At 60.4% G+C, this 19,432-nt stretch carries 17 protein-coding genes; 10 read left to right on the top strand and 7 right to left on the bottom strand.

All coding sequences use genetic code 11. The features are described from left to right. The first annotated feature begins 90 nt into the window (after positions 1 to 90). Positions 91 to 1,620: a DHA2 family efflux MFS transporter permease subunit gene (locus tag CAF77_RS08260; protein ID WP_039767480.1), complete on the top strand. Its 1,530-nt coding sequence runs from the start codon at positions 91 to 93 to the stop codon at positions 1,618 to 1,620. A 72-nt stretch (positions 1,621 to 1,692) separates the two neighbouring features. Here CAF77_RS08260 and lpxH read toward each other — a convergent pair whose 3' ends face one another. Both lpxH and CAF77_RS08250 read right to left on the bottom strand, forming a co-directional pair. Further along, a complete protein-coding gene (gene lpxH, locus CAF77_RS08255) occupies positions 1,693 to 2,448 on the bottom strand; it encodes a UDP-2,3-diacylglucosamine diphosphatase (protein ID WP_064380735.1) in 756 nt (251 codons plus the stop codon). Then, the gene (locus tag CAF77_RS08250) at positions 2,445 to 2,951 is read right to left on the bottom strand and encodes a peptidylprolyl isomerase (RefSeq protein ID WP_011334985.1); all 507 of its coding nucleotides are present in this window, start codon (positions 2,949 to 2,951) and stop codon (positions 2,445 to 2,447) included. The genes lpxH and CAF77_RS08250 overlap by 4 nt, the downstream gene beginning before the upstream one ends. Before the next feature lie 250 nt (positions 2,952 to 3,201). Between CAF77_RS08250 and CAF77_RS08245 the strand changes: the two genes are divergently transcribed. From CAF77_RS08245 to CAF77_RS08235, 3 genes are all read left to right on the top strand, one after another. After that, the gene (locus CAF77_RS08245; RefSeq protein WP_039767474.1) at positions 3,202 to 4,902 is read left to right on the top strand and encodes a glutamine--tRNA ligase/YqeY domain fusion protein; all 1,701 of its coding nucleotides are present in this window, start codon (positions 3,202 to 3,204) and stop codon (positions 4,900 to 4,902) included. A gap of 20 nt (positions 4,903 to 4,922) precedes the next feature. Beyond that, positions 4,923 to 6,305: a cysteine--tRNA ligase gene (cysS, locus tag CAF77_RS08240; RefSeq protein ID WP_039767472.1), complete on the top strand. Its 1,383-nt coding sequence runs from the start codon at positions 4,923 to 4,925 to the stop codon at positions 6,303 to 6,305. Positions 6,306 to 6,596: 291 nt separating this feature from the next. After that, the gene (locus tag CAF77_RS08235) at positions 6,597 to 7,808 is read left to right on the top strand and encodes an MFS transporter (RefSeq protein WP_064380733.1); all 1,212 of its coding nucleotides are present in this window, start codon (positions 6,597 to 6,599) and stop codon (positions 7,806 to 7,808) included. A gap of 16 nt (positions 7,809 to 7,824) precedes the next feature. On the opposite strand, the gene CAF77_RS08230 is transcribed toward CAF77_RS08235, so the two are convergent. After that, positions 7,825 to 9,675: a sigma-54-dependent Fis family transcriptional regulator gene (locus tag CAF77_RS08230; protein WP_064380732.1), complete on the bottom strand. Its 1,851-nt coding sequence runs from the start codon at positions 9,673 to 9,675 to the stop codon at positions 7,825 to 7,827. A gap of 302 nt (positions 9,676 to 9,977) precedes the next feature. Between CAF77_RS08230 and CAF77_RS08225 the strand changes: the two genes are divergently transcribed. From CAF77_RS08225 to CAF77_RS08200, 6 genes are read left to right on the top strand one after another with little or no spacing between them, the layout of a single operon-like run. Then, a complete protein-coding gene (locus CAF77_RS08225; protein ID WP_007951489.1) occupies positions 9,978 to 11,072 on the top strand; it encodes an ABC transporter ATP-binding protein in 1,095 nt (364 codons plus the stop codon). After that, a complete protein-coding gene (locus CAF77_RS08220) occupies positions 11,072 to 12,184 on the top strand; it encodes an ABC transporter ATP-binding protein (protein WP_007951488.1) in 1,113 nt (370 codons plus the stop codon). The genes CAF77_RS08225 and CAF77_RS08220 overlap by 1 nt, the downstream gene beginning before the upstream one ends. Next, positions 12,181 to 13,047, top strand: coding sequence for a carbohydrate ABC transporter permease (locus CAF77_RS08215; protein ID WP_007951487.1), 867 nt, complete (start codon positions 12,181 to 12,183; stop codon positions 13,045 to 13,047). Before CAF77_RS08220 ends, CAF77_RS08215 begins: the two co-directional genes overlap by 4 nt. Before the next feature lie 9 nt (positions 13,048 to 13,056). After that, complete coding sequence (locus CAF77_RS08210; protein WP_064380730.1) at positions 13,057 to 13,857, top strand: carbohydrate ABC transporter permease; 801 nt, start codon at positions 13,057 to 13,059, stop codon at positions 13,855 to 13,857. A 10-nt stretch (positions 13,858 to 13,867) separates the two neighbouring features. Continuing rightward, entirely contained in the window at positions 13,868 to 14,140 is a 273-nt protein-coding gene (locus CAF77_RS08205; RefSeq protein ID WP_039767461.1) for a DUF2160 domain-containing protein, read from the top strand. A gap of 47 nt (positions 14,141 to 14,187) precedes the next feature. After that, positions 14,188 to 15,930, top strand: coding sequence for an ABC transporter substrate-binding protein (locus tag CAF77_RS08200; protein ID WP_064380728.1), 1,743 nt, complete (start codon positions 14,188 to 14,190; stop codon positions 15,928 to 15,930). A 43-nt stretch (positions 15,931 to 15,973) separates the two neighbouring features. On the opposite strand, the gene CAF77_RS08195 is transcribed toward CAF77_RS08200, so the two are convergent. From CAF77_RS08195 to CAF77_RS29490, 4 genes are read right to left on the bottom strand one after another with little or no spacing between them, the layout of a single operon-like run. Then, complete coding sequence (locus tag CAF77_RS08195; RefSeq protein ID WP_064380727.1) at positions 15,974 to 16,852, bottom strand: alpha/beta fold hydrolase; 879 nt, start codon at positions 16,850 to 16,852, stop codon at positions 15,974 to 15,976. Further along, complete coding sequence (locus CAF77_RS08190) at positions 16,849 to 17,799, bottom strand: trans-aconitate 2-methyltransferase (protein ID WP_064380725.1); 951 nt, start codon at positions 17,797 to 17,799, stop codon at positions 16,849 to 16,851. The genes CAF77_RS08195 and CAF77_RS08190 overlap by 4 nt, the downstream gene beginning before the upstream one ends. Next, positions 17,796 to 19,019: a YcaO-like family protein gene (locus CAF77_RS08185; RefSeq protein ID WP_064380723.1), complete on the bottom strand. Its 1,224-nt coding sequence runs from the start codon at positions 19,017 to 19,019 to the stop codon at positions 17,796 to 17,798. The genes CAF77_RS08190 and CAF77_RS08185 overlap by 4 nt, the downstream gene beginning before the upstream one ends. Before the next feature lie 50 nt (positions 19,020 to 19,069). Next, positions 19,070 to 19,198, bottom strand: a complete 129-nt coding sequence (locus CAF77_RS29490) for a hypothetical protein (protein WP_256576142.1) — start codon at positions 19,196 to 19,198, stop codon at positions 19,070 to 19,072. Between the last annotated feature and the right edge of the window lie 234 nt (positions 19,199 to 19,432).

Here is a 19,432-nt window from a genome sequence, read left to right as displayed (position 1 = left end):
GAGCAAGTCGAATCGTCGCACCGCCGCTCCCACAAAGGGCAGCTGTGTCCGTAACAGACACGGCGCCAACCCGGCTTCATAGGATTCGCGATGAGCAATAACGCCTCTTTTACGCCGCCCAGCCTGTTGCTCAGCACCATCGGCCTGTCGCTGGCGACCTTCATGCAGGTGCTCGACACCACCATCGCCAACGTGGCGCTGCCGACCATTTCCGGCAACCTCGGCGTGAGTTCGGAGCAGGGCACCTGGGTCATCACCTCGTTCGCCGTGAGCAACGCCATCGCGCTGCCACTCACTGGGTGGCTGAGCCGTCGCTTCGGTGAGGTGAAGCTGTTTCTGTGGGCGACCATTCTGTTTGTGCTGGCTTCGTTCCTCTGCGGTATTTCCACGTCGATGCCGGAACTGATCGGCTTCCGCGTGCTGCAAGGCCTTGTAGCGGGGCCGTTGTACCCGATGACCCAGACGCTGCTGATCGCGGTCTATCCACCGGCGAGGCGGGGCATGGCCCTCGCATTGCTGGCGATGGTCACGGTGGTGGCGCCGATTGCCGGACCGATCCTCGGCGGCTGGATTACCGACAGTTACAGCTGGCCGTGGATCTTCTTCATCAACGTGCCGATCGGGATCTTCGCGGTGATGGTGGTGCGCCAGCAGCTGGCCAAACGCCCGGTGGTCACCAGCCACCAACCGATGGATTACGTCGGGCTGATCACGCTGATCATCGGCGTGGGCGCGTTGCAGGTGATCCTCGACAAGGGCAATGACCTGGACTGGTTCGAGTCGAATTTCATCATCATCGGCGCGGCCATTTCGGTGATCGCGCTGGCGGTGTTCGTGATCTGGGAAATGACCGACCAGCATCCGGTGGTCAACCTGCGGCTGTTTGCCTATCGCAACTTCCGCATCGGTACGCTGGTGCTGGTATTGGGTTACGCCGGGTTCTTCGGCATCAACCTGATCCTGCCGCAGTGGTTGCAGACCCAGATGGGTTACACCGCGACCTGGGCCGGGCTGGCGGTGGCACCGATCGGCATTCTGCCGGTGCTGCTGTCGCCGTTTGTCGGCAAGTACGCGCATAAGTTCGACCTGCGTCTGCTGGCGGGGCTAGCGTTCCTGGCGATCGGCCTGAGCTGCTTCATGCGTGCTGAATTCACCAACGAGGTGGACTTCCAGCACATCGCTCTGGTGCAGTTGTTCATGGGGATTGGGGTGGCGCTGTTCTTCATGCCGACCTTGAGCATCCTGATGTCGGACTTGCCGCCGAGCCAGATTGCCGATGGCGCAGGTCTGGCGACGTTCCTGCGGACATTGGGTGGCAGTTTTGCGGCGTCGTTGACCACGTGGATCTGGATTCGCCGGGCGGATCAGCATCATGCCTATATGAGCGAGAGCATCAGCACCTTTGAGCCAGCGACTCGCGAGACCTTGCATTCGCTGGGTGGCGCGAGCCAATCGGCCTATGCACAGATGGATCAGATCCTCACCAGTCAGGCGTACATGCTCTCCACCGTGGATTACTTCACGTTGTTGGGGTGGGGGTTTATGGGGTTGATATTGATTGTTTGGCTGGCCAAGCCGCCGTTTGCTGCCAAGGCAGGCCCGGCCGCCAGCGGTCACTAAGTCCGACAGATCGTTCCCACGTCGAGGCGTCGAACCGTCTGCGTGGGAACGATCAACTAAGTCCGGGAACGATCAGGCGGTGGCAGGGGCGGGTAGTGCAGGCGGTGGCGCGAAGTCAAACGGCGCTAACGCAAACCCGTTCTCATCCACCTGTAACGCCCAACCCTGACGATCCCAATCCCCCAGCACGATCCGCTTCGCCGCTTGGTCGCCGATCTGCAATTTATGGATGGCCGGGCGATGGGTGTGCCCGTGAACCAGGGTTTTCACCCCGAACTCCTGCATGATCCGCGGAATTTCCTCCGGCGTGACATCGACGATGTCATTGGCCTTCATCCGCGTCTGCGCCCGGCTTTCGCTGCGCAGCTTGCGCGCGAGCTTGTGCCGAGTGCGCAAGGGCAGGTTGCGCAGGATGAACAGGCTGAGCGGGTTGCGCAGGTAGCGGCGCAGCTTCATATAGGCTTCGTCGCGGGTGCACAGGCTGTCGCCGTGCATCAGCAGCACCGGTTCGCCGTAAAACTGCACGACACTCGGATCCTTCAACAGCGTGCAGCCAGCCTCTTTGCAGAAGGCCTTGCCGAGCATGAAGTCGCGATTGCCGTTCATCAGAAAAATGGCCGTGCCGCTGTCGCTCAAGTCGCGCAGGGCCTGGCAGATGGAACGCTGGAAGGGGGTCATGGCGTCGTCGCCAATCCACGCCTCGAAAAAGTCGCCCAGAATGTACAACGCACTCGCCGAGCGGGCGCGTCCGGCGAGCAAATCCAGAAACGCCCGGGTAATGTCCGGGCGCTCCTCTTCCAGATGCAAGTCTGAAATCAGCAATATCACGCTTCGATGATCTCGGCTTTCTCGATGATCACGTCGTCTGCGGGTACGTCCTGGTGACCTGCCTTGGACGTGGTGGAAACGCCTTCGATCTTGTCGACTACGTCGGTGCCCGCAACCACTTTACCGAATACGGCATAACCCCAGCCCTGAGCGGTCTTGGCGGTGTGGTTCAGGAAGCTGTTGTCGGAGGCGTTGATGAAGAACTGCGCCGAAGCCGAATGCGGGTCCATGGTACGGGCCATGGCGATGGTGTACTTGTCGTTCTTCAGACCGTTGTCGGCTTCGTTCTGGATGCTCGGGCTCTTGTCTTTCTTTTCTTTCATGCCTGGCTCGAAACCGCCGCCCTGGATCATGAAGCCTTTGATGACGCGGTGGAACACGACGTTCTCGTAGTGACCTTTCTTGACGTATTCGATGAAGTTGGCGGTGGTGAGAGGCGCCTTTTCAGCGTTCAGTTCGATGACGATGTCACCGAAGTTGGTGGTCAATTTAACTTGAGTCATGATCGATGCTCTTTATAAGGAATTCGTGGGTATTGGGACATTTGGGCCCCGTACCGGTTCAGCCCGTGAGGGCCAAGGTGCGCAGTTTAGCGTGACAGGCGCGAATTTCGAGGCTGTTTTTCAAAACCCGGCGATTAAATGCATTCCTTTTAAGCCCTGCTCTGTCAGGGGCTTGACAGCATCGGCTATGATAGCCGCTTTGTTTTGTCAGGCCCGTGTCCCGGCCGCGCACTGTACGTTCAAGGATCCTATGAGCAAGCCCACTGTCGACCCTACCTCGAATTCCAAGACCGGCCCCGTTACGCCGGTCAATTTCCTGCGCCCGATCATCCAGGCGGACCTGGACTCGGGTAAGCACACGCAGATCGTCACCCGTTTCCCGCCTGAGCCTAACGGCTACCTGCACATCGGCCACGCCAAGTCGATCTGTGTGAACTTCGGCCTGGCCCAGGAGTTCGGCGGCGTCACTCACCTGCGTTTCGACGACACCAACCCGGCCAAGGAAGACCAGGAATACATCGACGCGATCGAAAGCGACGTCAAATGGCTGGGCTTCGAATGGTCCGGCGAAGTGCGCTATGCCTCGCAATATTTCGACCAGTTGCACGACTGGGCCGTTGAACTGATCAAGGCCGGCAAGGCCTACGTCGACGACCTGACGCCCGAGCAAGCCAGGGAATACCGTGGCAGCCTGACCGAGCCGGGCAAGAACAGCCCGTTCCGCGACCGGTCGGTGGAAGAGAACCTGGACTGGTTCGCCCGCATGCGCGCCGGTGAGTTCCCGGACGGTGCCCGCGTACTGCGTGCCAAGATCGACATGGCCTCGCCGAACATGAACCTGCGCGACCCGATCATGTACCGCATCCGCCACGCCCATCACCACCAGACCGGTGACAAGTGGTGCATCTACCCGAACTACGACTTCACCCACGGTCAGTCGGACGCCATCGAAGGCATCACCCACTCGATCTGCACCCTGGAGTTCGAAAGCCATCGTCCGCTGTACGAGTGGTTCCTCGACGCACTGCCGGTGCCGGCGCACCCGCGTCAGTACGAATTCAGCCGTCTGAACCTCAACTACACCATCACCAGCAAGCGCAAGCTCAAGCAACTGGTTGACGAGAAACACGTCAATGGCTGGGACGATCCGCGCATGTCCACGCTGTCGGGCTTCCGCCGCCGTGGCTACACCCCGGCATCGATCCGCAACTTCTGCGAGATGATCGGCACCAACCGTTCCGACGGCGTGGTCGACTTCGGCATGCTCGAGTTCAGCATCCGTCAGGACCTCGACGCGAACGCCCCGCGCGCCATGTGCGTGCTGCGTCCGTTGAAAGTCGTGATCACCAACTACCCGGAAGATCAGGTCGAGAACCTCGAACTGCCGCGTCATCCGCAGAAAGAAGAACTCGGCGTGCGCCAGCTGCCGTTCGCCCGTGAAATCTACATCGACCGCGATGACTTCATGGAAGAGCCGCCAAAAGGCTACAAGCGCCTGGAGCCGAACGGCGAAGTGCGTCTGCGCGGCAGCTACGTGATCCGTGCCGACGAAGCGATCAAGGACGCCGACGGCAACATCGTCGAGCTGCGTTGCTCGTACGATCCGGACACCCTGGGCAAGAACCCTGAAGGCCGCAAGGTCAAGGGCGTGATCCACTGGGTGCCGGCCGCTGCCAGCATCGAGTGCGAAGTGCGTCTGTACGATCGCCTGTTCCGTTCTCCGAACCCGGAGAAGGCCGAAGACAGCGCGAGTTTCCTGGACAACATCAACCCTGACTCACTGCAAGTGCTGACCGGTTGTCGTGCTGAACCCTCGCTGGGCAATGCACAGCCGGAAGACCGTTTCCAGTTCGAGCGCGAAGGCTACTTCGTCGCGGATATCAAGGACTCGAAACCAGGTCAGCCGGTATTCAACCGTACCGTGACCCTGCGCGATTCGTGGGGCCAGTGATCAAGTCTTAAGGAAACACCGTGCTTACGATCTACAACACGCTCACCAAGAGCAAAGAAGTCTTCAAGCCGCTGGATGGCAACAAGGTGCGCATGTACGTCTGCGGGATGACCGTATACGACTACTGCCACCTGGGCCATGGCCGCAGCATGGTCGCGTTCGACCTGGTGACCCGCTGGTTGCGGTTCAGCGGTTATGACCTGACCTACGTGCGCAACATCACCGACATCGACGACAAGATCATCAACCGGGCCAACGAGAACGGCGAGTCGTTCGAAGCGTTGACCGAGCGCATGATCGCGGCGATGCACGAAGACGAAGCGCGCCTGAACATCCAGAAGCCGGACATGGAGCCGCGCGCCACGGATCACATCCCTGGCATGCACGCGATGATCCAGACCCTGATCGACAAGGGTTACGCCTACGCCCCGGGCAATGGCGACGTGTACTACCGCGTCGGCAAGTTCATGGGCTACGGCAAGCTTTCGCGCAAGAAGATCGAAGACCTGCGCATCGGTGCGCGGATCGAGGTCGACGAAGCCAAGGAAGATCCGCTGGACTTCGTGCTGTGGAAAGGCGTCAAGCCGGGCGAGCCGAGCTGGGAATCGCCGTGGGGCGCGGGGCGTCCGGGCTGGCACATCGAGTGCTCGGTGATGTCCACCTGCTGCCTCGGTGAGACCTTCGACATTCATGGCGGCGGCAGCGATCTCGAGTTCCCGCACCATGAAAACGAAATCGCCCAGAGCGAAGCGGCCACCGGCAAGACCTACGCCAACGCGTGGATGCATTGCGGCATGATCCGTATCAATGGCGAGAAGATGTCCAAGTCCTTGAACAACTTCTTCACCATTCGCGACGTGCTCGACAAGTACCACCCGGAAGTCGTGCGTTACCTGCTGGTGTCGAGCCACTACCGCAGCGCGATCAACTACTCGGAAGACAACCTCAAGGACGCCAAGGGCGCACTGGAGCGTTTCTACCATGCGTTGAAAGGCCTGCCGAATGTGGCGCCGGCTGGCGGCGAAGCGTTCGTCGAGCGTTTCACCACGGTGATGAACGACGACTTCGGCACGCCGGAAGCCTGCGCGGTGCTGTTCGAGATGGTGCGTGAGATCAACCGTCTGCGCGAGAGCGATCTCGATGCCGCGGCCGGTCTGGCGGCGCGTCTGAAAGAACTGGCCAGCGTGCTCGGTGTGTTGCAGCTCGAAGCCGATGATTTCCTGCAGGCCGGCGCCGAAGGGCGTGTCGATGCTGCTGAAGTCGAGGCGCTGATCGCTGCGCGTCTGGCGGCACGTGCCGGCAAGGACTGGGCCGAATCCGACCGCATCCGCGACCAGCTCACCGCCATGGGCGTGGTGCTGGAAGACGGCAAGGGCGGCACGACCTGGCGTCTGGCTGACTGATCGCTGCGCTTGCTACAAACAAAACCCGCCTTGTGCGGGTTTTTGTTTTTCTGCTGGCTGGCAGATTTGATTGATCGTTCCCACGTCGAGGCGTCGAACCGTCCGCGTGGGAATGCCTCAATGGACGCTCCGCGTCCGCTTCGGCATGGGACGCGGAGCGTCCCGGGCTGCATTCCCACGCAGAGCGTGGGAACGATCCAGACAATGTGCGATTGCTTTTGGTATTCGCATAGGTCTTGATAGCGCACGCGGCAGGATGCTCATCAGCGACGAATCCGGAAGGGAGGAATCATGGCTAATCACTATCGCGAACTGGTATCGACACCCGGCGCCACCGGGCTGATCCTCGCGAGCTCCATCGCCCGACTGCCCCAGGCAATGATCGGCATCGGCATCATCACCATGCTGGTGCAGCAGACCGGCGTTTACTGGCTGGCGGGCGCAGTCGCCGGTACGTTTACCCTGGCTAATGCGCTGCTCGGTCCGCGCATCTCGAAACAGGTTGATCGGCGTGGCCAGAGTCGTGTGCTGCCCGTCGTCACGGCCTTCAGTATCGTCATGCTGCTGGCGCTGATTGTTGCCGTGCACCTGAGGGCTCCGGCCGCGTTGTTTTTTGTGCTGGCGGCTCTGGCGGGGACGATGCCGAGCATGCCGTCCATGATCCGCGCACGCTGGACGCAGCTGTTTCGTGGCAAGCCGCAACTGCACACCGCGTTCTCGCTGGACACAGTCCTCACTGAACTGGCTTACATCATCGGCCCGCCACTGGCGATCGGTTTGAGTGTGAGTTTCTTCGCGGAAGCCGGGCCGCTGGTGGCGGTAGGGTTGCTCGCTGTCGGCGTGACGGCGTTTCTCATGCAGCGTCAGACCGAACCGAAAGTGGTGGCGGGCAACCGGAGAAACAGTGGTTCGACCCTGCTGATTCCCGGCGTTCGCACCATTGTCCTGGCGTTGCTGGCGATGGGGGTTATTGGCGGAGCGATCGATGTTGCCGTTGTGGCCTTCGCCAATGCGCAAGGCTGGCCATCGGCTGCCACCTTCATTCTTGCCGCCTATGCATTCGGCTCGCTGGTGGCGGGTCTGACCTTCGGCGCGCTGCGGGTTTCGCTGGCGATTGAAAAACAGTTCTTTATCGGGATCCTGGTCACGGCAGTCACCGGCGTATTGCCGGTTTTCTCACCGGACGTTTATGTCCTTACCGCGATGCTGTTTATCGCCGGCATCTCGTTCGCGCCGACCATGGTTGTGGTGATGAAGCTGGGGACGATCATTATCCCGGCGGCGAGGATGACCGAAGGGCTGACGTGGATGACCACCGGGATCAGCATCGGCGTGGCGCTCGGCGGCATGCTGGCGGGGCTGGTAATTGACGCTTACGGTGCACGGGCAGGGTTCGGCGTTGCGATAGCCGCAGGTCTGATGATGATGGTTGTGGTGTTGATGGGCCTGCGGACGTTGGCGGCGGCATCGGCTGCGCCTGTTGAGCCAGCCGTTTCGGTCTGATCCGCTATGGAGGCTCTCAGCTTTCAATCTGCCGCAATCGCTTGTACAGCGTATTGCGGCTCACCCCCAACCGTCGCGCCAGATGGGAAATATTCCCGCCGGCCAGTTGCAACTCCCGGTTCAACGCCTCGGCATCGTTCAGATCGATGCCCAACGGCTCGGCCACCTCTACTGGCTCCATCTCCAGATCGACAAAAAAGTCGTCCGGCAAATGCTCGGGTCGAATCGGTTGTTCCTCGGCCATCGCCAGCGCTACCTGCATCACGCTGCTGACCTGACGCAGATTGCCCGGCCACGGGTGCCGCTCGAACAGCTCCAGCACCTCACGACTCAATCCCGCCCACTGCGACGGCTCGCGATGTTGTTCCCACAACCGTTTGAACAGCGCCTGCTTGTCGCTGCGCTCGCGTAGCGGTGGCAATTCCAGGGTCAAACCGCCGATGCGGTAGTACAGATCTTCGCGAAAGCGCCCCAGTTGCACCTGTTCCCTGAGCGAGCGGTTGGTGGCTGAGATGATCCGCAGATCCACCGGAAACAGCTCGCTGCTGCCCACCGGTTGCACGCAGCGCTCCTGCAACACCCGCAACAGGCGGGCCTGGGTCGGCAGTGGCATGTCGCCGATTTCATCGAGGAACAGCGTGCCTTTGTCGGCCTTGCGGATCAGGCCGATGCTGCCTTTCTGGTTGGCGCCGGTGAATGCGCCTTTCTCATAGCCGAACAGCTCAGACTCCACCAGTTCGGCGGGGATCGCCGCGCAGTTGACGGCGATGAACGCCTGTTTGCTGCGGGAGCTGGCCTGGTGCAGAGCCTTGACGAAGACTTCCTTGCCGACCCCGGTTTCCCCGTGAATCAGCAGCGGAATGTCTTTTTCCAGTAAACGCTCGGCCTGGCGCACGGCTTTTTCCACGCGACTGTCGCCGAAGTGCAAAGTGCTCAGGCTGATGGCCGTCGGTACGGTGACTTTCGGTTCAGCGGTTCTGGCTTCAGTAAAGACCCGCGCCTGAACCGGCGCCTGTTTAGGTCGCTTCAGCAAACACTGGAAACGATTGCGCCCGGAAGTCTGCAAGGCAAACGGCAAGCCATCCGGCTGATTGATCAACTCCAGCAACGACACCTTGAACAGGCTTTCAACGCTGACCCGCGACAACCGCACCCCCAGCAGATTGTCGGCCCGACGGTTGGCCGACAACACCTGACCGCTTTCATCAAAGATCAGCAGCCCGGCCCACTGGCTGTCGAGGTTGTTCAACCCGGTGTTGAAGGTCAGTTGAAAGTGCTGGCCATGGAACAGGTTGAGGATCAGCCGGTTTTCCACGGTCTGGCTCATCATCTTGACCATGCCGAGGGTGTGCGAGGGCGGCAGATAACTGTCGCTGGACACATCGAGCACGGCGATGACCTTGCGCTCGGCATCGAAAATCGGCGCGGCGGAGCCTGTCATGAAGCGGTTGGCCTTGAGAAAGTGTTCATCGTGTTCGATATGCACCGCCTGCTCGCAGGCCAGCGCCGTGCCGATGGCGTTGGTGCCGCTGGCGCGCTCGACCCAACTGGCGCCGGCCTGAAAACCGCGCGCCAGGTTCGGCTCGATGAAGCGCTGTGTACCCCAGGACGTCAGTACCTGGCCCTGATTGTCGGCCAGCATGATCAGGCAGTTGGAGTTGCTCAGGATGTTCTCGTAATACGGCAGCACTTCTTGGTGAGTGGTCTGTACCAGCGAATGATGGCGGTCGAGCAACTGCGCGATGCCGGCGGCGGGCAACTGATCGAAAGCCGGGGCGCTTTGATGATTGAGACCGAAGGCGCGGCAACGGGACCAGGAGTCCTGGACGATCGCATCGTGGGAAAGCGGCGGGGCAGGTGCGGCCATGGCAGTCAGCCTCTGAATACAGCATTTTTATTATTGTTATTGAGATCTCTTTGGGAGTGAGCAAGCTCGCTCTCACAGGATCCGTGCCAAAAAGCATCCATAGAGTGTTGTTCACGATTGTTCATTGTCAATCGCCCGGCTGTTCAATTGTTCATTCGTAACTGTTCATTTGTGTTCAGCTACGAACCACGGTTTGCGTGGCTTGCAGCGAATTCGACGGTAAATCAAAGGCTTGCCGTTTCTGGCACGAATGTCGCTCTAAAGCTCAGGTCGCTTGACTCCAATAATAAAAAGGCCGAGCCATGTCACTCACCCTGGAGCACGTCAGCCGCACCGTCGAGGGCCAGACCTGGATCGACGATGCGAGCCTGAAATTCGAACCTGGATCCTTCAACGTTCTGCTCGGGCGCACGCTGTCCGGCAAGACCAGTCTGATGCGTCTGATGGCCGGTCTGGACAAGCCCGACAGCGGCCGCATCCTGATGAACGGCGTCGACGTCACCCAGCGCCCGGTGCGTCTGCGCAACGTGTCGATGGTCTATCAGCAGTTCATCAATTACCCGACCATGACGGTGTTCGAGAACATCGCCTCGCCGCTGCGCCAGGCCGGGATCTCCAACGAGCAGATCCAGAGCAAGGTGCAGGAAACCGCGAAGATGCTGCGCATCGAGAAATTCCTGAAGCGCTATCCGCTGGAACTGTCTGGCGGCCAGCAGCAGCGCACCGCGATGGCGCGGGCGCTGGTCAAGGATGCCGAGCTGATTCTGTTCGACGAGCCGCTGGTCAACCTCGACTACAAACTGCGCGAAGAACTGCGCCAGGAAATGCGCGAGCTGTTCAAGGCGCGCCATACCATCGCCATCTACGCAACCACCGAGCCCAATGAAGCGCTGGCGCTGGGCGGCACCACCACCATTCTTCATGAAGGCCGGGTGATCCAGAGCGGCCCGTCGACCGAGGTCTATCACCAGCCGCAAACGGTGCTGGCGGCTGAATTGTTCTCCGAGCCACCGATCAACCTGATGCCGGGGCGCATCGCCGGCAACGAAGTGAGTTTCGCCAACTTCGTGCACTTCCCGTTGAACGTCGACCTGCGGCCGGTGGGCGAGGGCGAGTTCCGTTTCGGCGTGCGCCCGAGTCATATCTCGCTGGTGCCGAGCAACGACGACGACCTGGAACTGGCGGTGACCGTCGAGGTGGCGGAAATCAGCGGTTCGGAAACCTTCCTCCACGTGCGCAACGAGCATTTCCTGCTGGTGCTGCATTTGCCCGGCGTTCACGAATACGACGTCGATGCGCCGATCCGCATCTATATCCCGACCCATAAACTATTTGTGTTCGATGCGCAGGGCCGTCTGGTGCAGGCACCGGGCCGGCGTGTCGCGAGGGTTGCCTGATGGCCGAAATCCGTTTGCAGCACCTCGCCCACAGCTACAGCAAAACCCCGAGCGGGCCCGAGGATTACGCGATCCGCGAGATGGACCACATCTGGGAGCAGGGCGGCGCCTATGCCTTGCTCGGTCCGTCGGGTTGCGGCAAGTCGACCTTGCTCAACATCATTTCCGGTCTGCTCAGCCCATCTCAGGGTCATGTGCTGTTCGACGGCAAAGCGGTCAACGACCTGACCCCGGAGAAGCGCAACATCGCCCAGGTGTTCCAGTTCCCGGTGGTGTACGACACCATGACCGTGTTCGACAACCTGGCCTTTCCTTTGAGAAATCAGGGCCTGGCCGAGGCGAAAGTGCACAGCAAGGTGCAGGAAATCGCCGAAGTCCTCGACCTGCAAAACCTGCTGAGCAAAAAGGCGCGCAACCTCACCGCCGACGAAAAACAGAAAGTCTCCATGGGCCGTGGTCTGGTGCGCGATGACGTGTCGGCGATCCTGTTCGACGAGCCGCTGACAGTGATCGACCCGCACCTGAAATGGAAACTGCGGCGCAAGCTCAAGCAGATCCATGAGCAGTTCAACATCACCATGGTCTACGTCACTCACGATCAGCTGGAGGCTTCGACCTTCGCCGACAAGATCGCGGTGATGTACGGCGGCCAGATCGTCCAGTTCGGCACGCCACGGGAATTGTTCGAGCGGCCAAGCCACACCTTTGTCGGCTACTTCATCGGCAGCCCGGGGATGAACCTGATCGAAGTGCAGCCGCAACCGGGCGGGGTCGGTTTCAACTCGACCCATCTGCCGCTGTCGGACGGCTTGCAGCGCCATATCGAACACGGCCAGTGGAAAAATCTGAAGGTCGGCATCCGTCCCGAGTTCATCCATGTGTGGGACGAGCCGTTCGATGACGCGATGCAGGCGCGGGTCGTACACGTCGAAGACCTCGGCACCTACAAGATCATGACCCTGGATCTGGACGGCGCACCGCTGAAAGTGCGACTGGCCGAGGACAAACCGGTGCCGCAGGGCACGGCCTACATCAGTTTTCCGGCGCAGTGGCTGATGGTCTATGCCGACGAATTTCTGCTGGATGCCACCGACAGCGAGGTACAGCCATGAACAAGGTGCAGAACAACAAGGCCTGGTGGCTGGTGTTGCCGGTGTTCCTGCTGGTGGCCTTCAGTGCGGTGATCCCGATGATGACTGTGGTCAATTATTCGGTGCAGGACATCTTCGACCAGTCCAGCCGCTACTTCGTCGGTGCCGACTGGTACAAGCAGGTGCTGCTCGATCCGCGTCTGCACGACTCGTTGCTGCGCCAGTTCATCTACTCGGCGTGTGTGCTGCTGATCGAAATCCCCCTCGGCATCGCCATTGCGCTGACCATGCCGACCAAGGGCCGCTGGTCGTCGGTGGTACTGATCGTGCTGGCGATCCCGCTGCTGATTCCATGGAACGTGGTCGGCACTATCTGGCAGATTTTCGGCCGCGCCGACATCGGTCTGCTGGGTTCGAGCCTCAACGCCATGGGCATCAGCTACAACTACGCGGCCAACACCATGGACGCCTGGGTCACTGTGCTGGTGATGGACGTCTGGCACTGGACTTCGCTGGTGGCGCTATTGTGTTTCTCCGGGCTGCGGGCGATTCCCGATGTGTATTACCAGGCCGCCCGCATCGACCGGGCCTCGGCCTGGGCCGTGTTCCGGCACATTCAGTTGCCCAAGTTGAAAAGCGTGCTGCTGATCGCGGTGATGCTGCGCTTCATGGACAGCTTCATGATCTACACCGAGCCGTTCGTGCTCACCGGTGGCGGGCCGGGTAACTCGACGACCTTCCTGAGTCAGACCCTGACCCAGATGGCCGTAGGCCAATTCGACCTGGGGCCGGCGGCGGCATTCTCGCTGGTGTACTTCCTGATCATCCTGCTGGTGTCCTGGCTGTTCTACACCGCCATGACCCACAACGATGCCAACCGCTGAGGCCCGGCCATGAGCAAAAGAAAGCTGATTCCCCTGCTGCTCTACATCCTGTTCCTGCTGGTGCCGATCTACTGGCTGCTGAACATGTCGTTCAAGAGCAACACCGAAATCCTCGGCGGACTGACCCTTTTCCCACAGGATTTCACGCTGGCGAACTACAAGGTGATCTTCACCGACCCGAGCTGGTACACCGGCTATATCAACTCGCTGTACTACGTCAGTCTGAACACGGTGATTTCCCTGAGCGTGGCACTGCCGGCGGCCTACGCGTTTTCGCGCTACCGCTTTCTTGGCGACAAGCACCTGTTCTTCTGGCTGCTGACCAACCGCATGGCGCCGCCAGCGGTATTCCTGCTGCCGTTCTTTCAGCTGTATTCGTCGATCGGCCTGTTCGACACCCACATCGCCGTGGCGCTGGCGCACTGCCTGTTCAACGTGCCGCTGGCGGTGTGGATCCTCGAAGGTTTCATGTCCGGGGTGCCGAAGGAAATCGACGAAACCGCCTACATCGACGGCTACAGTTTTCCCAAGTTCTTCGTGAAGATCTTCATACCGCTGATCGGCTCCGGCATCGGTGTGACGGCGTTTTTCTGCTTCATGTTTTCCTGGGTCGAGCTGCTGCTGGCACGCACGCTGACTTCGGTGAACGCCAAACCGATCGCGGCGGTGATGACGCGCACGGTGTCGGCGTCCGGCATTGACTGGGGCGTACTGGCGGCGGCGGGGGTGTTGACTATTCTCCCCGGCATGCTGGTGATCTGGTTCGTTCGCAACCACGTGGCCAAGGGCTTTGCCCTGGGCCGGGTCTGAGGAACTGATGATGGAATGGATGAGCTGGACCGTCCCGACGGCGGCGTTTTTCATCGTGATCGGGTTGATCCTGGTGGGCATGACCACCTGGGAACTGCGCTCGCCGAGCATCTTGCGGCGAGGGTTTCTGCCGATTGCCACCACCCGTGGCGATCGCTTGTTCATCGGTCTTCTCGGCAGCGCCTACCTGCATCTGCTGGTAATCGGCGTGACCGACTGGAGCATCTGGGTAGCGTCCGCGTTGTCCCTGGTGTGGCTGTTGGCTGTGATGCGTTGGGGCTAGTCGAATCGCTCGGCAATCGTGCTCCGAAAACCTAACAGGAGGTCTCTATGTTCGATAAGAAAAATAAGCTGCGACATAGCATTTCATTGGCAGCCATGCTGGCACTCAGCGGTTTGAGCGCGTCCGCCTGGGCCGACGCCTACGAAGATGCCGCAAAAAAATGGATCGGCAGCGAGTTCAAACCGTCGACCCTGACGGCAGATCAGCAGCTCGAAGAGCTGAAGTGGTTCATCAAGGCGGCCGAGCCGTTTCGCGGGATGGACATCAAGGTGGTTTCGGAAACCCTGACCACCCACGAATATGAATCCAAGGTGCTGGCCAAGGCCTTCAGCGAAATCACCGGCATCAAGCTGACCCACGACCTGCTGCAGGAAGGCGACGTGGTGGAAAAAATGCAGACGGTGATGCAGTCGGACAAGAACATCTACGACGGCTGGGTCAACGACTCGGACCTGATCGGTACGCACTTTCGCTACGGCAAGACCGAATCGATCACCGACCTGATGGCCAACGAAGGCAAGAACTTCACCTCGCCAACCCTCGACATCAAGGACTTCATCGGCATTTCCTTCACCACTGCGCCGGACGGCAAGATCTATCAATTGCCCGACCAGCAGTTCGCCAACCTGTACTGGTTCCGCGCTGACTGGTTCGAGCGCGCCGACCTGAAAGCCAAGTTCAAGGAAAAGTACGGCTATGAACTGGGCGTACCGGTGAACTGGTCGGCCTATGAAGACATCGCCAAGTTCTTCAGCGAAGACGTCAAGGAAATCGACGGCAAACGCATCTACGGGCATATGGACTACGGCAAGAAAGACCCGTCTCTGGGCTGGCGCTTCACCGATGCCTGGTTCTCCATGGCCGGTGGCGGCGACAAGGGCATTCCCAACGGTTTGCCGGTGGACGAGTGGGGGATTCGCGTCGAGGATTGCCACCCGGTCGGGTCCAGCGTGACCCGCGGCGGCGACACCAACGGCCCGGCGGCGGTGTTCGCCACCACCAAATACGTCGACTGGCTGAAGAAGTACGCGCCACCGGAAGCGGCGGGCATGACCTTCTCCGAATCCGGCCCGGTGCCATCCCAAGGCAACATCGCCCAGCAGATCTTCTGGTACACGGCCTTCACCGCCGACATGACCAAACCGGGCCTGCCGGTGGTCAACGCCGACGGCACGCCGAAATGGCGCATGGCGCCGTCGCCGCGCGGACCGTACTGGGAAGAGGGGATGAAACTCGGTTATCAGGACGTGGGCTCGTGGACCTTCATGAAATCCACGCCTGAGAAACAGAAACTCGCGGCCTGGCTGTACGCGCAGTTCGTGACCTCGAAAACGGTTTCGTTGAAGAAAACCATCGTCGGCCTGACGCCGATTCGTGAATCGGACATCAACTCGCAAGCGATGACCGACCTGGCGCCGAAACTCGGTGGTCTGGTCGAGTTCTACCGCAGCCCGGCCCGTGTGCAGTGGACCCCGACCGGCACCAACGTGCCGGATTATCCACGCCTGGCACAACTGTGGTGGAGCCACATCGCCGAGGCCGCCAGCGGCGAGAAGACCCCGCAACAGGCCCTCGACGGTCTGGCCAAGGATCAGGACGCGATCATGACCCGTCTGGAACGCTCCAAGGCCCAAGCGGTGTGCGCTCCGAAAATGAACCCCGAGCGAGATGCGCAATACTGGTTCGACCAGCCGGGCGCACCAAAACCGAAACTGGCCAACGAGAAGCCGAAAGGCGAAACCGTGAGCTACAACGAACTGCTCAAGTCGTGGGAGGCGGCACGCAAATAAGGTTTTTTGCGGGACGGAACGGCACCTTCGGGTGCCGTTTTTTTTAGCCTTCGATTTCACGTTTCACCGCCCGACGCACTGCTTTGAGGATCGCATTTTCAAAGGCGTTGTGCCCGGCATGCAGCAGTCGGCAGTGGATGTTCATGCGTTGCCTGAGCCAGCGCACGCTGGCCATGCCATGGGTGTCGCGGATGCCCTGGATCAGCAGGGTGTTGTCGTCGAGGGTCAGGTATTCGTCCTTTGGTGTGAAGAAATAGTTTTGCAGGTGGTAATGCAGTTCGAGGCGGATCGCGAGCACCGCTTCCTGATCGACGAAACGCTCCAGGGTGTCGGGGCAAATGGTCTGTCCTGTGCGACGTAGAACAGCGTTCAACCATTCGATGGCGGCGCGGTGCTGCTGCGATGGACAGCCTTCGCCGAGGATCCGGTAGATGTCGCTGGCGCGTTGGCCGGGCGACATTTGAGCTGATTGCGCCAACCCGTCATTGAGCGCCTGATCGTATGCCCGGACGTTGGCGGCAAACGGCACGAACACCGAAACCAGTGTGCTTTTCAGCAGGTGCTGCGGGTAACGCTGTTGGTACTGGATCGCCAGCCAGCTGCCCCATGACACGCCCAGCACACTGATTTTTTCGAAGCCGAAATGCTGGCGCAGGGCATCGATGTCTTCGACACACAGCCCGGTAGTGTTGTCCCGCAGCTCGCCGTAAGGCGTCGAGCGCCCGCAACCCCGTTGATCAAACAGGATGATGTCGAACCGACCCGGTTCGAAGAACTGCAGATGGTGACGACTGATTCGTCCGCCGGGGCCGCCATGGAGGAAAAACACGGGTTCGTGTCCCGGAGCACCATGTCGTTCCCAATAGAGTTGATGGCCGTCGCCGGTCGGGTAATAACCTCGGCTGTGCAGGGAAAAACTCATGGCGCCGAAACCGTCAGACGATAGAACTGGAACAGCTCGACCTGCCCCGGCCGCGCCGCGACACTGGATTCAAGTTTCAGGTGGTGGATGGAGGCAAGCCAGGTGACCGGAATCAGCACCGGGGTGTGACCGAAGACGAGGATCGTACCGCCGGGCTTGATGCAGCGGATCAGTGACTCGAATGCGGTTTGGGCCTCACGACGGGTCAAGACTTCGGCGTTGAGGAAACGCAGGATCAAGACATCGCAGCGAATCCCGGAATCGAAAGCTTCACTCGCCTCCAGCACATCGAACTCGACGGATGTCCCGCTGTGCCAGCGCTTGGCGTGTTCGATCATCGAGGCCGAACGATCACTGCCCAGGCACAGACAGTCGGGCAGGGCGCGGGCGAGGTGGGCAATGAACGCGCCGGTCGAACAGGCCGGGTCGTAAATCAGCGCGCCTTTTTCAGTGATGGCCTGGAGCAGCCCGGCGCAGTATTCGCGTAAGTGCTGCTCGTCAGTGTTCAGCTGTTCGGCCAGTGATGCGTTGCATTGCCAGAAGTCTGCGGGGCAGACCGCTTCCCTGCCTGTCTCATCCAGCAGTGGAAAGGGAAACAGGATCTCGCTGTCAGCCTGATGCAAGGCGTGCTCGAAGAACTGCGCTTTGTCTGCGGGGGAAGCGGTCCGATAGCCGATCGACAACCCGTCATCACCCCACAATGAATGCAGATGCGGGCCAAACAACATGCCGGGTTTGAGCGCGCTGCCGGTCTGCCATCGGAAATGCCGGTCACGTTGCAGGAGCTTGCGGCCAACCCAGAGTTCATCGTTCACCCGCAGAAAAAAAATGTGATGCAGTCCGCTGCCTCGCGGTTCGAAGTAGTGGCCAACAGCGCCGTTCTCGTTGAGGTAAAGGCGCATGGATCGGGCCAGTGTCAGCTCCCGGTTGCGATCGGGTCGGTTCATGGGGCGGGCCTCTCCAGCGTACGGCCCCGGGCTTGCGGGACGACCACGTTACCGCTGGAGACCACGAAGAAGCGTTCCAGTCCGGGGATCACCACGTTGAGCAGGGTCGTGCCGAGCTCGGTTCGCTGCAGGACGGCGGCACCGAGCGTACGGCCATGAATCCGCAGGTCTTGGGTCAGCAAGTGCAGTTGATTGTCCACCGACAGGTCTTTAGCGGAATCCGGCAGATTCACTTCGTGTTGAACGCAGCGATGCAGCAGCGTCTGCGGATCGAACTGCGCACAGCGCAGCAGGCGCGGGAAGGGCTGCAGGTTGCGCAGCGCATTGGCCAGTGTCTGGCGGTATTCAGGTTCGGCGGCACTCAGTTGCAACTGCACCAGTTCAGTGAGCGCCCGCCACGCAGCATGGCGTGGGTCGAGAGAGCTGCCGCTGCCGAATACCGGTGGGTTAGAGCCCGGCTTCGTGGTGAAGGCCAGAAAGGTCCGCACCTTGAACTCGGTACTGATATCCACCAGCACGATTTCGCCGTCGATTTCCTGTTCGGCATCGGTCCATAGACGACCGAGTTCGTCCTTTTCCGTGAGACGCGCCACCCGTCGCAGTGGCGGATGGTTCTGATAGTAAAAATGGTTGAGCAGAAACAACGACACGGCATCGCGTTCGATGCACTCGTTGGCGGCGTGCAGCAGCGCTTCGTTGTAAGTGGCGCCAATCGCGGTGCCGCTGTTGCTGGCGTAGCGCTGTACGGCGCGGCAGTCCGCCATGCCCGGTGACGAGGGCAAGCGTGTGCCGTTCGGCGAGGTCAGCGCCACCGGATAGGAAAACCGGTCATGCCACGGCGGACAGACATAGGTCCGGCAACTGATGCGCACGTTCTGCTGGCACGTGAGCCTTTGCAGAAGCGAGTCATCGGCAAACATCGGCGTGTCTTTGAAATAGCGTTCAGTCTCTTCGTGAACATCGCAGGTGCAGAGCTTATCCGTCCAATAGTGCTCAAGCGCTTCATAAAGCGCGCCCAGGTGCGCCTGATCTGCATAGCCCTTGCCAAAGCCGCGGGCATGGCGGTTGTCGCTGCCCTGAAGACTCGCCTGGACGGCAACCACTTTGCTGCCTAGGGTGCGGGTGTGCGGTGTGAGCCCCAGGCGTGAAATTTCGGTATGAATACGCCGTTCTGCCTGATCGGCCGTGAGCTCTCGCTCGACCAACGTTGTCTTGTCCATGATTCCCTTCCCGCAAAGCCCGCGATGGCGCAAGGCCCCCGCGGGGTCTGTCACTCGGCGTTGAGTTCCGCCCGTTCTTCTTCGGTCAGTTGCAGGGCTTCGATCTGCTCTGCCGAGGGTGCTTCCTGCTCTTCAAGTTCATCGATCTGGTTGGCGTTCCAGCTGCCCATGTAGCCCATGATGTTGCTCCTTGGTTGTCGTTTGGGAGTGCTGTGGCAAGCACGAGCCGAATCTAAAAGGGCGGTGACGGCGGGGTCAAAAATGTCCGGACGTTTCCAGTCGCGGCTTTCGGCGGTATCGAAATACGTACTGATAAAGCGTGAATTGACGCCGCGAGGACGTGTTTCTGAGGGGGCAGCACTGCGTTGCAACGGGCGAGCCACGCGAAAGGAATCAGCGGTTTGAGGCGTTCT

Source organism: Pseudomonas sp. R15(2017), assembly GCF_002112685.1.
In the GTDB taxonomy this organism is placed as follows: Bacteria; Pseudomonadota; Gammaproteobacteria; order Pseudomonadales; family Pseudomonadaceae; genus Aquipseudomonas; species Aquipseudomonas glycinae.
The sequence above is the reverse complement of the archived record's forward strand: the minus strand, read 5'-3'. Positions and strand labels throughout refer to the sequence as shown.